The sequence below is a fragment of the Brevundimonas sp. genome (genome assembly GCF_965227765.1).
GTDB lineage: Bacteria > Pseudomonadota > Alphaproteobacteria > Caulobacterales > Caulobacteraceae > Brevundimonas.
This window is the reverse complement of record NZ_OZ245778.1, coordinates 1247675-1261724: the sequence shown is the minus strand read 5'-3', so window position 1 is coordinate 1261724 and position 14050 is coordinate 1247675. Positions and strand designations below refer to the sequence as shown.

The window sequence follows — 14050 nt, the reverse complement described above, 5'->3', positions numbered from 1 at the left end:
GAAACCTCGAGCCTAGCCACCCCCACTTTCGCCGGCAAAGGGTCGCGTCAGGCGGACTTGGCGTCGTCACGCACCAGCAGCGTCAGCCCCCCCGCCGCAGCGGTCAGCGCCGCCAGAGTCAGAATCAGCGGACCGAACCCATAGGCCGTAACCACGGCGAAGGTCAGGGTGGGCCCCAGGATGGCCGGCCCGGTATTGGCCAGGTTCAGGATGCCCAGGTCGCGCCCCCTGTGACCGGGAGCCGGCAGCAGCTGCATGGCGTAGGCCGCCTGCAACGCCAGGAACACGCCGCTGGCGCAAGAGAACATCACATAGCCCGTCGCGGCAGGCGTCCATCTGGGGAAGGCCGCCATGATCACCAGACCCAGAACGGCGATGCCCGCTGTCCAGATCAGGAAGGGCTTGCGCTTGCCGATCCGATCCGACGCCCGGCCGATCAGGATGGACAGGGGCACGGTCAGGACGGTCACCAGTCCCGAGAGCCAGGCGATTCGGCCCGCCAGCTTGCGCGTGTCCGACACGGCACCGGAATGATCGACGCTTTCGAAATAGAACAGGAAGAAGGCGAACAGGATGATGCCCGCCATCTGCACCAGCAGACGCGCGGCCCAGACCAGCGCCAGGTTTCGCCGACCCACTGCGCGCGGTTGCGGCGCGGAAAGCGCGACGATTGCGCCCTCACTGACGCGCATCGGACGCAAAAGGATCAGGAAGGGCAGTAACCCCGCCGAAACCAGCGCCCCGACGACCATGAGTTGGGTCGTCTCGGTCAGGCCCGGCGTGGCGGTGATCAGGATGGCGGCGATGGAGCCCAACGGATAGGCCGAGCCAAGCAGCCCGCCCATAACCCCCTTCTGGTCGTCCGGCACCTCGTCCGCTGCGATGGCGACCAGCGGCCCAAGCATGACGTTCAGCGCGACCTGAAACACGATGATCGCCAAGACAAGGCTCGCCGGACTATCGCAAAGCCGCAGGCCGACAAAGGACACCAGGGTGGCGACCATCCCGCCCAGCACCCAGCCTCGACGACCCTTTCCCCGGGCCACCGAACGATCGCTGAGCATTCCGGCCAGGATATTGGTCACGCTGGCGGCCACGGCTCCGGCCAGTGTGGTCAAGCTCAGCAGGGCCACCTTGTCGGCCATGGCGATCTCTTCGACCTTGAGCGGCAGAAGCAGGCTCAGCAGCGGCACATAGGCGATCACACCGCCGCCGTAGGCCAGGGCGTAGAGCAGCAGATAGCGCCACGAACGCCGCTGCGATCCCGTCGCCTGATCCAGGGATGCGATCATCCGCCCCGGGGCCTGCCGGTCGATCCCCGCACGGTCAGGCCAAAAGGAAGAAGGAGGCTTTCCGGCAGGTCGTCCTCGCCCGCCTTTGACCGGATCAGAAGATGGGCCGCCTCGGCCGTCATGGCGGCGATCGGCTGGACGATGGCGGTCAGGGGCGGGTTGCTGAACCGCACAATGGGGGTGTCGTCGAAGCTGACGATGGACAGGTCGCGAGGCACAGCCAGGCCTCGACGTCCCGCCACCCGTAACGCCGCCAGGGCCATCTGGTCGTTGCTGGCCACCAGGCCAGTGGGCGGTTCCGCCAGGTCGCACAGAGTCTCGGCCGCCGCCTCGCCCGACTTGAAGCTGAAGTCGCCCCGGCCGATCAGGCATTCGTCGGACGACAGGCCGCGCCGCGCCAAGGCCTTGCGGTAACCGTCCAGGCGCGCGCCGCTCAGCGCATATTCGTCGCTGCCGGTGATGAAGCCGACGCGGGTATGACCCAGGTCCAGCAGATGGTCGGTCGCAACCTCGGCCGCCTCGCCGTCGTCCATGCAGATGGCGAAACCTTCGCCGGGCGTGACCGAGCCGATGCGCGCGAACGGCAGACCCTGTCGCGCCAGCAGTTCGGTGATCAGCGGATTGTCAGAGTGCGGCGGCGTCAGGATGACTCCATCCGGGTGCAGCGCCGACAGGGCCGCCTGGACCTCGCGCTCGACATGGGACGAATGGGTATCGACCAGCTCGAAGATCATCCGATAGCCGAACTCGCTGGTCTTCAGCATCCCGCCCAGCAGCATCTGATCGACCCAGTCGGTGCCCTCGCCCGAGCGCCAGCCCTCGATGGTGCGGTCCCGGTCGTTGATGGCCAGCAGCAGATAGGACCGCGAACCGCCCATGCGCCGCGCGGCCAGGCTGGGGACATAGCCCAACTTGGCGACCGCCGCGTGGACACGCTCCTGCACCACCGGCCGCACGTTCGGCTCGTTGTTGATGACCCGCGATACGGTCTGGAGCGAGACGCCGGCCTCGGCGGCGACGTGCTTGATCGTGACGGCCTGACGCTTTGTTTTCATTCTTCCCGCCCAACGGCTCGGACCCTACCGCCAGGACCTATCATCGGTCCACTGGCCGCCGGATGAAAAGGCTTCACGCGGGCATGGTCACGCGTTCGGGCGGCTGGGCAGCGCAGTGCTGGCGGATGAAGTCCTCATGGCTGGGCACGCCGGCGACCGCCTGACCCAGGGTCTCTTTGGCCCGATCCAGGTTCTGCAACATGCCGTCGAACGGGATGCGGTCGACCAGGGGATGGTAGCCTGCAGGACGAACCCCCATGCCCTCAAGCACCGACTGCCAGCTGACGCTTCGGAACAACTCGTCCAGCCCTTCGCTGAGCGAGCCATTGACGCGGAACAGGTCGAGCTTGGCCTGCAGGGATTCCGGCAGGACCATGTCGCGGCATTCGCGCCAGAACGGCGTGTCGTCTCTCTGGGTCGTGCAGTAGTGCAGGATGACGAAGTCGCGGATCTCCTCGTAGTCGGCCGCCATCCGCCGATTGTATTCGGCGACCAGGGAGGCGTCGCAGTCCCGGTCCGGCAGATAGCGGAAGAAGAACTCCATTCCGCGATAGACCAGATGGATCGCCGTCGATTCCAGGGGTTCGATGAACCCGCTGGCCAGACCCAGGGACAGGACGTTCTTGTCCCAGATCCGGTCGCGCATCCCGGTCTTGAACGGCACCACCATGGGCTTGACCACCGGCTCGCCCTCGACCTGGCTCATCAGGGTCGCGGTGGCCTCGTCATCGCTGAGATATCTGGAGGCGAAGACGTATCCATTCCCCGTCCGGTGTTGCAGGGGGATGCGCCAGCGCCAGCCATGATCCTGGGCCTGGGCGAGAGTATAGGGCGGCGGCGGGCCGACGTTTTCGGTCTGCACGGCGATGGCGCGGTCGCACAGCAGCCACTGGGACCAGTCCTGGTAGCCAACCTTCAGCGTCTTTTCGATCAGCAGGGCGCGGAAGCCCGAGCAGTCGATGAAGAAATCGGCCTCCACCGTCTTGCCGCTCTTGAGCACCAGTTGCTCGATGAAACCGTCGTTACGCTGGACCACGTCCTCGACGATGCCTTCGGTGCGCTTGACGCCTCGTGCCTCGGCGAAGGTTCTCAGGAATTTGGCGACGCGGCGCGCATCGACATGGATGGCATAGGCGGCGCCGCCGACGGGCGTTTTCAGCGCCTTGAACGGCAGGGTGAATTTCTTCGCCTCCGCCATGGCCGCGGCAGGGGCGAAATCCTGCAGTTCGCCGGGATAGCCATTCGCCTTGGCCTTGAGCCACAGCTGGTAGAACTCGCTGATATCCACCGGCACGCCGATGGCGCCGAACGGATGGAAATAGGCCTCGCCCTTGCGCAGCCAGTTCTCGAACCGGATGCCCAGCTTGAAGCTGGCCTGGGTCTCGCGAATGAAGTCCTGCTCGTTGACGCCCAGCTTGGCCAGCAGTTGCAGGAAGGGCGGCACGGTGGATTCGCCGACGCCGATCGTGCCGATGTCATCGGACTCGACCAGTTCGATCTCGTACAGGCCCCGGAAATGTTCGGCCATCAGGGCGGCGGCTATCCAGCCGGCAGTACCGCCGCCGACGACGCAAATCTTGCGCAGAGCGCGGGGGTCCCGGAGGACAGAGGTGTTCATAAGCATGGGTCCTATGCAGCTCGCGAGCGATCCAGTCCGGTCGGGAACTGGGCCAGGAACTGGGCATGGTCAGGTGTGGCGTCGACGGTCTTGGCCACGGCGGCGCGCATTTCGCTGAGCCCCCGCGACAGGTCCGCGATCGCAAAGGACTCGACGCCAGGATCATAGGTATCCGGCATGGCGTTGAAGCCGTCGTAGATGGCCAGCCAACTGGCGGGATGGAACATCTCCCAGCGATAACGGACGAACTGCCCCCTCGCCTTCCACAGGTCGATCTTGCGTTGAAGCGTCTCGGGCACGGCAGCCTCACGACAGTCGCGCCACATCGGCTCATCACGGCCATTCAGCTTGTAATGCAGGATGATGAAGTCGCGCGTCCGCTCCATCTCCCGCGCGGACTGGTCATTGTACTCGTCGATGACGGGCTGGGCGAAATTGCGGTCGGGGAACAGGGATTTCAGCCGTTCGATGCCGTTCTCGATCAGAGCGATACTGGTGCTTTCCAGCGGTTCGAGGAAGCCGGCGGACAGGCCGATGGCGACGCAGTTCTTCACCCAGGCCTGACGCCGGCGACCGGGCCGGAAGCCGATCCGGCGAGGCTCGGTCAGGGGTTCGCCCATCAGGTTGGGCATCAGTGTGTCCAAGGCCTGTTGGTCCTCAAGATGGGCGCTGGAGAAGACGATTCCGTTGCCCGCGCGATGCCGCAGGGGGATGCCCCATTGCCACCCGGCCGAGCGAGCCGCCACGCGAGTGAAGGGCTGGGGCGCGTCGCCCGGCGCGTTCTCGCTCTGCACCGCATAGGCCGTGTCGCAGGGCAGCCATTGCCCCCAGTCCTCATAGGTCGAACCCATGGCCTCGCCGATCAGCAGGCCTCGGAACCCGGTGCAGTCGACAAACAGGTCACCCTCGATCTTGCGACCGTCTTCCAGCGTGATTGTTTCGATGAAGCCGTCGGTCGAGCGGAGCTCGACGCTGCCCACCTTGGCGTCGATCCGGCTGCAGCCGCCCGCCTCCGCATAGGCGCGCAGATGCTGGGCGAACAGCGACGCATCCAGGTGTAGAGCCCAGTCGAACACCGACAGGGACGACGGCGGATTGGGCGACGGATGGGTGAACTTGCCCGCGCGGGCCAGAGACGCGCCCAGCGAGAAATCGGACAGCGGCGTCGTGTCGCCGTGCGCCCTCAGCCGCATCCAGTAGTGATGGAAGCCGATGCCCTTCAGCTCCTGACCATAGAGGCCGAAGGGATGGATGAAGTCCGATCCCGGACCGCTCCAGTCAACGAAGCGGATGCCCAGCTTGCAGGTCGCCTGGGTCGCCTGCATCACTTCGGCGTCCGTCATGCCCAGTTGGGCGTAGAAGCGGCGGATGGTGGGGATGGTCGCCTCGCCCACGCCGATCGTGCCGATCTCGGAGGACTCGACCACGGTGATGGTGACCGGCGCCTTGCGGAAATGCTGGACCAGCGCCGCGGCGGTCATCCAGCCAGCCGTCCCGCCACCGACGATGACGATGGAACGGATTCTGCTGTCTTGGGGTGCGTCCATCAAGTCCGCCTGTCGTCCTCTGCCCGCGTCCCTGCCCCGTCTGTGCGCAGGCTTGGGTTCAGGATTACGTAAAAAAAGGCCGGCGACAACGTGAAGTCATCACCGGCCCAGTCACCTCAGGGGTAGTCCTTTAGAAGCGGGCGCGAACGCCCACCGAGAAGCGCGGCTCGAACTGGTTGCGCGAGTGGAACTGCTCGGCCCCCTTCTCGAACTCGACGTAGTATTCCTCGATCTCGCCAAAGACGTTGGAGCCGTTGGCATAGACCGTGATGTTGTCGGTCACGTCGTAGGTGACGTTGACGTCAACATACTGCTGGGTGTCCTGATAGATCGGGATCTGGCCGAAGATGCCGGTCAGACGCGGGGTCCGACGAGTCCAGGCGACGCGGGTCTGCAGACGATCGCCCTGATACCAGACAGCGGCGTTGACCGAGTGTTCCGAGTTGTCCTGGAACGGCAGGTCGTCGCCCGACAGGTTCTTGGCGTTCTGCGAGCTGTCGGAGAAGGTATAGCTGCCATCGAAACCGAAGTCGCGGAAGAAGCTGTCGTCCGAGAGGAAGTCGGTCAAGGCCAGCTTGACGCCCACTTCGATGCCCTGAAGTTTGCCGCCCGCACCCTGGACCGGACCGCTGAGCGCGACCTTGCGGCGGATGATGCCGTCCCCGTCAGGGTACTCGACCGCGTCCGGCACCGTGGCGTTGGTGACGAAGCTGTCGATATTGAGCTTGAACAGGGCGATGTTCACCAGCGACGCCCGACCCAGATAATATTCCAGGCTGAGGTCGAAGTTGTCCGAACGCCAGGGGTTCAGGTTGGGGTTGCCGCTTTGCGACGCCGCGGTGACCCGCCGCACGCCGACGGGCGGAGCCGTCGGATCTTCCGGGGTCGGCCCGAGGGAGTCGGAGGTGGAGATCGACAGACCGCCCCCATAGTTGCCCAGATCCAGCGGGATCATCGTCTTGTTGTAGCCGAACCGCAGCTTGATATCGTCGGTGAAGGCCAGGGCCAGGTTCGCGGACGGCAGATAGTCCATGTAGTCCCGGGTTGTGATCGTATCGCCCGTATCCAGGTTGGTGTCGCCATAGGCGCGCGTGGCGCCGGTCAGGTTCTGACGAACAGTCAGTTCCGTGCGGATGACCTTGAAGCCCACATCCCCGGTCAGTTTGCCGAAATCAATCGCGCTGTTCAGGTAGAAACTGTCTTCGACTAGACCCACGTCATAGGACGTGCCCGGCTTGATGACCTCATAGGCTCCGCCGAAGACCCGTTGCTGGAAGCTGGCGACATCGTCGAAGTCACGCGGATCAACAACCCAAACACCCGGCAGACCCTGAGTGATCGAACCGTAGTCGCTTAGGAAGTAGGTGTTGTTGTACTCGTTCAGCTTGGTCGGCTTGTTGACCGTATAACCTTGGAAGATCGTGACAGGGTTGGTGGCGCTGACGGGTTCAGCCGGGTTGTAGGAGGGGTTCGGCACCTGCTCGCCGGCCGCGCACTGCGGGTTATCCATGACAACGTCGATGGCTTTCCACTGGGCCGAGCAGCCGTCGGGACTGGCCGCGCCGTTGCCCGCATAGAAGTCGGAGAACAGGTGGAATTCCGAGATCTGGACGTTGCGGTCGCTGTGGCGCAGGCCCGCATCGATACGGGTGATAAAGCCGAACAGGTTCTCGTTCTGGAACTCATAGGAACCGTCGAAACGAGCGACTGTCAGATCGGAATTCGCGCGGTTGTTGCCCTCGGATGAGAATGCCGCGACAGCGTAACTGTCCTGATTGGCCATGTACTGCGACAAGGGAACGCTGCCGAGGCCGCCCGAGATGGTCTTGTCGAACCCGCTCCACACTGTGTTGCCGCCACCAATGTTCAGGTGAACCAGCGGATCCTCCCCGATACCCATCGGGTTGGGGTCGATGTAACGGCCGCCGTTCACGCCGACGATGGCGTTGGAATATTGCGAGGTCGGGAACATGGCCGCGATATTGGCGGGATAGAAGGGCCCACGGGTCCGATCGGCCGGGTTGCGGAACAGGGTGAAGGTCCGGTCCGGCGAATATTGCCAGTTGGACAGGTCGCCCTGGACCTGGCCGTTCATGCTGAGCCGCGAGGCGTCGTTATAGACCGCGCGCGCCGAGAAGGTCAGCGGCCCGCCCTTGTCGTAGTCCATCTCCAGGTTGAAGGCCTTGGATTCGGTGTCCGTCACGCGGTTTACGGTGAAGGAGTTCAGCCACCAGACGTCGAGGTCGTACTCGGACACGTCCAGCCACGGATTACCGTTGCCGCCATTGACGCCCGTGACCTCAAAGTCGGTCGGCGTCGTCCAGCCCAGCGAACTCCAGCGGTTGGAGATGTTGAGGCCGGCGGCGCGATTGTATTCGGTCTGCTTGGTGTAGAAGGCCTCGCCGGTGACGCTGACGCCGTCTTCGATGTTCCATGTGAAGGCGCCGTTGACGCCCAGGCGCTCACGCTCGACCACGCGGCGGAAGGTGTCGTAGCCGTGCGGCGCGATCCAGTTGTTGGCGTCGCCGCCCCAGTCGTTGTTGCCGTTCAGCCCGCCGGAAATGCCCGAGTAGTTATTGCCCAGGTTGGATTCGCTATAGACGCCTGACAACATCGCGCCGAAGCGGTCATTGCGCCAGTTGATCAGGCCGTTGACGAGGTAGTCGTTCTCCCCCGTCTCCTCGCCCGTCGCGTATTCGACGTTCATCGCCGAAGTCGTGCCTTCGCTGAAGTCGAACGGCCGGCGTGTGCGCAGGTCGATGGTGCCGGAAATGCCTGAGACGGCGTTGCGCACGTCCATCGACTTGAACACGACGATCGAGTTCATCAGCTGGGCGGGAATGTCATTCAGGTTCGGCTGGGCCGAGCCCAGATTTCCGGCGCTGAGGTACTGTTCGCCATTCAGCAGGGTGACGACCTGCGGCAGGCCGCGGATATTGACGTTGGACCCCTCGCCGGCGTTGCGGGTGATCTGGATGCCCGAGATCCGCTGCAGGGCGTCGGCGACGGTGACGTCGGGCAGCTTGCCGATATCCTCGGCCGAAATGGCGTCTACGATGGCCGTCTCGTTGCGCTTGATCGCGACCGCCTGCTCCTGCGAGGCGCGAATGCCGGTGACGATGATCTCGTCGACGACGCTGGCGTCATCCTGCGGATCCACCGACTGTGCGAATGCCGGCGATACCAGTGCGGAGCTCGCCATCAACGCGGCAAGCATGGATTTCCCGTGCCTCATAATCCAAGTCTCCCTTCCATGAGCACCGCCTCTTCGAGCGGCTTTATTCGTTGTTTCAAGGTTGTCGTGTCGCCGCCGTCAGCGTGGCCTGGGCGGTGAGGTCGTCATCGGCTGCGTCGCGGGCGATCGACAGGCGGTAGGAACCGCCCGCGATGCGCCAGCCCGGCAGGGATGTGTCGTAGTCGGCAAGGATGCGCGGCTCCGCCTGGATCGTGACGCGTTGCGTTTGTCCGGGAGCCAGGGTCACCTTGGTGAAACCGGCGAGGCGTCGGGGGCTCCGCGGAACCTCGACATAGAGCTGGGGAGTGTCCGAACCGGCGCGATCGCCCGCATTGGTCACGTCGAAACTGACCGACAGACTGTCACCGTCCGACACGCTCACCGGACCATAGGTGAAGGTCGTGTAGCTGAGGCCATGACCAAACGGGAACAGCGGCGTGCGGCCCTCGCGAGCGTACCAGCGGTAACCGACATCGGCGCCCTCGGGATAGTCGACGGCGAAGGGCTGCAGGCCTGCGGCCGGCCCTGCTCCGGGGTTGGAGGCTGCAGCGGCGTCGACCGCCTTCAGGGCTTCCAGACCCGGAACTTCAGGACGCGGCGCCTGGTCGGCCGAGCGCGGGAAGGTGATCGGCAGTCGGCCCGATGGGTTCACTTCGCCGAACAGAATATTGGCGATGGCCTCGCCGCCGCGCTGGCCCGGATACCAGGCCTGGACCACGGCAGGCACGGCGTCGATCCAGGGCATCAGCACGGGACCGCCGGTTTCCAGCACGACGACCGTCTTGCGGTTGGCAGCGGCGACGGCGGCGATGGTCGCGTCCTGATCGTCCGGCAGGGCCAGGGTCTCGACGTCCTGGGCCTCGGTCGTCCACTGGGTGGCGAAGACGATGGCCAGGTCGGCCGAGCGCGCGGCGGCGACAGCTGCCGGAACGTCATCGCCCGAGAGGAAGGTCACCGTCGCGTCGGGGGCCAGGGCGCGGATGGCGGCCAGGGGCGACGATGCGTGATAGGTCACACGGGCAAAGGACATGGCCGCGCCTGAGGTCAGGGGGATCTCGACCGGCGCGCCGCCGACCGAACGGACCTGGGACGACCCGCCACCCGACAGGACGCCGACATCGGCATGACCGCCGATGACGACGATGCTCCTGGCCGACTTGGCCAGAGGCAGAACCTCGCCCTCGTTCTTCAGCAGCACGATGCCCGCCTCGGCCGCGCGCTGGGCGACCAGGGCGTTGGTGGCGTAGTCGATGTCCTGGGCCGTCTCGACGACGGGCGCGTCCATCACGCCGGTCTCGATCAGGCCGACCAGATAGCGGGTGACCATGTCGTCCAGCCGCGCGGCAGGGACGCCGCCGGCGGTGATGGCGGCGGCCAGGGGCTCGGCGAAGAACAGGGCGCTGTCCAGTTCCTGGCCCGAGGCCTGGTCCAGCCCGGCCAGGGCGGCCTTCTCAGTCGAATGAACCGCGCCCCAGTCGGACATGACCCAGCCCGCATAGCCCCAGTCGCGCTTCAGCACCTGGTTCAGCAGGAAGTCGTTCTCGCAGGCCCAGTCGCCGTTGATCTTGTTGTAGGCGCACATGACCGAGCCGGGACGCCCGCGCTCGATGGCGATCTGGAAGGCCAGCAGGTCGCTTTCGCGCAGAGCCGCCTCGTCCAGCCGCGCGTCCATGATCATCCGCCCGGTCTCTTGCGAGTTGAAGGCGAAGTGCTTGATCGTCGAGACGATGTGGTTGGCCTGGACGCCGCGAATATGCTCGCCAGCCATCACGCCGGCCAGCAGGGGATCCTCGCCCAGATATTCGAAGTTGCGGCCGTTCCACGGGTCGCGGGTCAGGTTGACCCCGCCGGCCAGCAGGACGTTGAACCGCTTGGCCCGCGCCTCGGCCCCGATCATGACCCCGCCGTCGAAGGCGATGTCCGGATCGAAGCTGGCGGCGGTGGCCAGACTGGACGGCAGGGCGGTGGCGACGTCGCCCTTGCGCTGCTCGACCTGGTTGGCGACGCCCAGGCTGGCGTCGCTCTCGCGCACCGTCGGAATGCCGAGGCGGGGAATGCCGGGGATATGACCGGCGGAAGGAATCATGTCGGCGACCGGAGCCCCGGGCGTCCGGTCGGCCCAGGGCGGGAAATAGCCGTGGACCATCTGCAGCTTTTCAGTCTGGGTCATCCGCGCGACCAGGGCGGCGGCGCGCGCATGGGCCTCCGCAGGCTGAATCGCTACAGGCTGAGCGGCGATCGCCGGACCGGAAACGGGCTGCGCGCCCACGGCCGCAGGCACGGCCAGCACGCCCGAGGCGGCCAGGGCGGCAAGACTGACGAGGGAGCGAAGCTTGATCATTCTGAAGGCGAAATCCAAATGCGAAAAAGGTTGGAAGCGTCGCGGTCGCGCCCCCTGCCCCGCCGCTCAAAGAGCAACGCGGAGGCTTTAGACCAGGCAGAGCTTGGAAGTTTTACCGTACGAACAGTGTCAGCCAGCCGACATTTGCCGGGCTAGCCACGACATCTGTTAAGCACAGCACTCTTTGCTGACGGCCGCAGGCCGTTATGTCCCCTCTCCCATAGCCCCGAAGATCTGCGTCCTCTGATGCTGATCTAAGCATGGCTTGAGAGCGTTCTCAACCACAAATTGGCCATGATGTCGCACCGGGTTACCGAACGTGATCGAACGCTGGTTATCCTGCCGGACAGACCGCGTCGGCCTCGTTCGCCTCCAGGCGAATGCTCTCCACAGCCAGGCTCAGCGGGCCTTCGGCGGTCAGGACGAAGGGTTGGGAGACGGCCGACATGTCGGCCCCGGCGTCGCGCAGACACGACAGGCGAACCTTCATCTGACGCCATTCGCCCCTCGGCGCGGCGGCCAGGATCGAGGTGATGTCGACCAGTCCCTGATCGCCGTCGCCGCCCATGCCGAGCATGACCTTGCCGTCTGCGGGCGCCTCGACGCGGTAGCGGAAGGTCAGTCCCATCTCGCCATTGGCCTGGCGGACGAGGTCGATGGGGGCGGCGGCGATGACGGCCTGGGTGGCGGCGTCGCCTGTGCCGGTGAAGGTCAGGGTGCGGGCCGATTCCTGGCCGGCGCCGTCGGTCGGGGCGATGGAGACCGCGCCGCGCGGCGAGCGGCCGGCGCGTTCTTCGCCCAAGCGGAACTCACCGCCTGCATCGCGCAGCATCAACGACCAGGGAGCGATGAAGCGCCCGTCGGCGAAGTAGCGATCGACGTTGGAGGCGGACCCGGTGATGCCCGACTCCTCGGACAACACGCCGACGCTGGCCGGTTTGGCGTAGCTGAGGCCGTAGCCATAGGCGAACTGGGGGTCATAGCCGGGCTGGCCGACGTTCAGGGGCTGGCCCTCGGCCGTCTTGGGCCAGCTGAACGACAGGGTTCCGGTGAAGTCGTGGCGCGGCTTGGCCTCGGCATCGCCGATCAGCACATCGGCGACGCCTGCGCCCTCGGTGCCCGGCAGCCAGGCGGCGACGAAGGCGTCCGAGGCGTTGATCTCGGGATTGGTCCACATCGGACGGCCCGACAGGAAGACCGAGACGGTGGGGATCCCCGCCGCCTTCAGGGCCTTGAGCGTGGCCAGGGGGCCTTCAGGCACGAAGTCCAGGGTGTCGACGTCGCCCTGGAACTCGGCATAGGGGGTCTCGCCGAAGACGACGATGGCGACATCCGGCTTGTCGGTGAAGCTCCCGTCGGCGCTCAGCGTCGCCGCGCCGCCGGCCTCGGTCACCGCCTCGTGGATGCCCGACCAGATCGACTGGCCATTGGGGAAGTCGGCGTTGGCGTTGCCCGTGCCCTGCCAGGTCAGGGTCCAGCCGCCCGCCGCCTGGCCGATGTCGTCGGCGGCCGCGCCCGCCACCAGCACACGCGCGCCGGCCCGGATCGGCAGCACCGAGCCCTCGTTCTTCAGCAGCACCAGCGATTGGCGCACCGCCTGGCGGGCCAGGGCGCGGTGCTCGGGCGAGCCCAGCATCTCCAGCCGCCCCTCGACCGGGCGATCCTCGCGGAAGACCCCGGCCTTGACCTTGGCGCGCAGGATGCGGGTCACGGCGTCGTCGATCCGCGCCATGGAGATCTCGCCCGAACGGGCCTGGGCCAGGGTGCTCTCGTACAGGGGCTTCCAGCTGTCGGGCGCCATCAGCATGTCGATGCCCGCGTTGACCGCCAGGGCGCAGCTCTCGTTGGAACAGCCGGGCAGCTGGCCATGGGCGTTCCAGTCCGAGACCACGAAGCCGTCAAAGCCCAGCGGGCCGTGCAGCACGTCGCGCAGGATGGTCGGATTGCCCGAATGCTTGACCCCGTTCCAGCTCGAGAAACTGGCCATGACCGACAGCACGCCCGCGTCGATGGCCTGGACATAGCCGCCCAGGTGGGTGTCGATCAGACCCTGTTCGTCGCCCTGATAGTCGCCCTGGTCCTTGCCGCCGGCGGTGCCGCCGTCGGCCAGGAAATGCTTGGCCGAGCCGGCGATCCGGCCGGGCGCCAGGGGATGATCCGCCGACAGTTCGCCCTGCAGACCCAGGGTCATGGGCCCGGCGTAGCTGCGCTGCACCTCGGGGTTCTCGGCATAGCCCTCGTAGGTGCGGCCCCAGCGGTCGTCCTGGGGCACGGCCAGGGTCGGGCCGAAGGTCCAGTCGGCGCCCGTCACCGCCACCTCCATCGCCGTGGCCTCGCCGATGCGCCGGATCAGGTCGGGATCGCGCGCCGCGCCCAGGCCGATGTTGTGGGGAAAGATGGTCGCGCCGACGACGTTGTTGTGCCCGTGCACGGCGTCGATGCCGTAGATCAGCGGGACCTTGGCGCCCGGCCGGGCCGCCGCCGCCGCGCGAAACGCCTGGGCCAGATCGACCCAGGCCCGGGCCGGAGCCCGCTCGTCGCCGCCGGGCGCCGAGTTGCCCCCCGCCAGGATCGACCCCAGCGGATAGCGGGCCAGATCCTCGGGCTTCACCGAGGCCAGGTCGCCCTGGATCATCTGCCCGACCTTCTCCTCCAGCGTCAGGCTCGACAGCAACTGCGCCACGAAGGCCTCCGTCGCCGCATCGCTCATCGCATCCGGCGACGACGCCGATGGCCACAGCGAAGGATGCGCCCTGGCATTCGCCGGGATGGCGATGGCCGATTGCGCCGACGACACAGCGGCATTCTGGGCCAGCGAGACAGCCGGGATGGACAGACCAAGCGCGAGGGCGAGGAGGGATGTGGCGGTGCGCATGGCGTTTTCCTGTCGAGCGGTTCGGCCCTCGTCGTTGATCGCGAGGCCGTCATCCGCAGGCTGTTTCCGTTGTTGAGAACGTTATCA

The 14050-nt window shown here is 66.1% G+C and carries 7 protein-coding genes; all 7 read right to left on the bottom strand.

Annotated elements, in window-relative coordinates:
* Positions 1-47: 47 nt before the first annotated feature.
* Complete coding sequence (locus ACO05L_RS06005) at positions 48-1292, bottom strand: MFS transporter (protein WP_421731263.1); 1245 nt, start codon at positions 1290-1292, stop codon at positions 48-50.
* The gene (locus tag ACO05L_RS06000; RefSeq protein ID WP_421731262.1) at positions 1289-2347 is read right to left on the bottom strand and encodes a LacI family DNA-binding transcriptional regulator; all 1059 of its coding nucleotides are present in this window, start codon (positions 2345-2347) and stop codon (positions 1289-1291) included. The genes ACO05L_RS06005 and ACO05L_RS06000 overlap by 4 nt, the downstream gene beginning before the upstream one ends.
* A 73-nt stretch (positions 2348-2420) precedes the next feature.
* The gene (locus ACO05L_RS05995; protein ID WP_421731261.1) at positions 2421-3965 is read right to left on the bottom strand and encodes a tryptophan halogenase family protein; all 1545 of its coding nucleotides are present in this window, start codon (positions 3963-3965) and stop codon (positions 2421-2423) included.
* Between the two features lie 11 nt (positions 3966-3976).
* A complete protein-coding gene (locus tag ACO05L_RS05990; protein ID WP_421731260.1) occupies positions 3977-5512 on the bottom strand; it encodes a tryptophan halogenase family protein in 1536 nt (511 codons plus the stop codon).
* Between the two features lie 130 nt (positions 5513-5642).
* Positions 5643-8714, bottom strand: a complete 3072-nt coding sequence (locus ACO05L_RS05985; RefSeq protein ID WP_421731259.1) for a TonB-dependent receptor — start codon at positions 8712-8714, stop codon at positions 5643-5645.
* 88 nt (positions 8715-8802) lie between these two features.
* Positions 8803-11088, bottom strand: coding sequence for a beta-glucosidase (locus ACO05L_RS05980; RefSeq protein WP_421731258.1), 2286 nt, complete (start codon positions 11086-11088; stop codon positions 8803-8805).
* Between the two features lie 334 nt (positions 11089-11422).
* Positions 11423-13963, bottom strand: coding sequence for a glycoside hydrolase family 3 N-terminal domain-containing protein (locus ACO05L_RS05975; RefSeq protein ID WP_421731257.1), 2541 nt, complete (start codon positions 13961-13963; stop codon positions 11423-11425).
* Positions 13964-14050 lie beyond the last annotated feature (87 nt).